This window comes from Streptomyces glaucescens, assembly GCF_002154375.1.
GTDB classification, from domain to species: domain Bacteria; phylum Actinomycetota; class Actinomycetes; order Streptomycetales; family Streptomycetaceae; genus Streptomyces; species Streptomyces glaucescens.
This window is the reverse complement of the sequence record NZ_MUND01001076.1, coordinates 231-807: the sequence shown is the minus strand read 5'-3', so window position 1 is coordinate 807 and position 577 is coordinate 231. Positions and strand designations below refer to the sequence as shown.

Genomic DNA, 577 nt, shown 5'->3' with positions numbered 1-577 from the left:
CGCCTGCTCCGTCGCCGCGCTCCAGGTCCACCGGCTGCTCGACCTGGCCGACGACCCCGACTCCGTCGAGGCCCGCCGCACCGGCCGCACCGAGGGCATGTCCCCGCTGGTCGCCGCCGAACTGCGCCGCCAGATCACAGTCCTGGAACTCCTCGCCGAACACGGCACCGGCGGCCTGCGCCGCGCCCTCGACGTCTCCACCGAGGGGCGCCGGGTGCTGCGCGCCGTGGTGTCGAGGCGGGCCCGGAACGCGTAAACCCCCGACGGCGCGGAAATCCTGTGACCGTCCCGGGGCGAGTGGGGCGGTCCTGCGCCGGTTGCGGGAAGCCGCCGGATCCGGGTGACGCATCGCCCGCCCGGAGCGCTCTTCCCGATGTGACGACGACACAGCAGGAGATCAGGCCCTCCGCCGCGGCCAAGCCGGCGCGATGGGCGGCGGACACCGTCGCGGCGATGCGGGAGGGGGCGCGGATACGCCTCGACTACTCCGCGCAGAGCCTGTGGCGCGTCGACCGGTTCATCGACGAGCTGCGCCGCGAGGGCACCCCGTACGCCGCCGCCCAGACGGTGCTGCGCG

2 pseudogenes are annotated in these 577 nt (G+C 75.4%); both read left to right on the top strand.

Features of this window, described 5'->3' with window-relative positions:
- A pseudogene (locus tag CCN42_RS40695) lies at positions 1-256 on the top strand (hypothetical protein); the annotation flags it as partial.
- 119 nt (positions 257-375) lie between these two features.
- Positions 376-577: pseudogene (locus tag CCN42_RS45505) on the top strand (hypothetical protein); the annotation flags it as partial.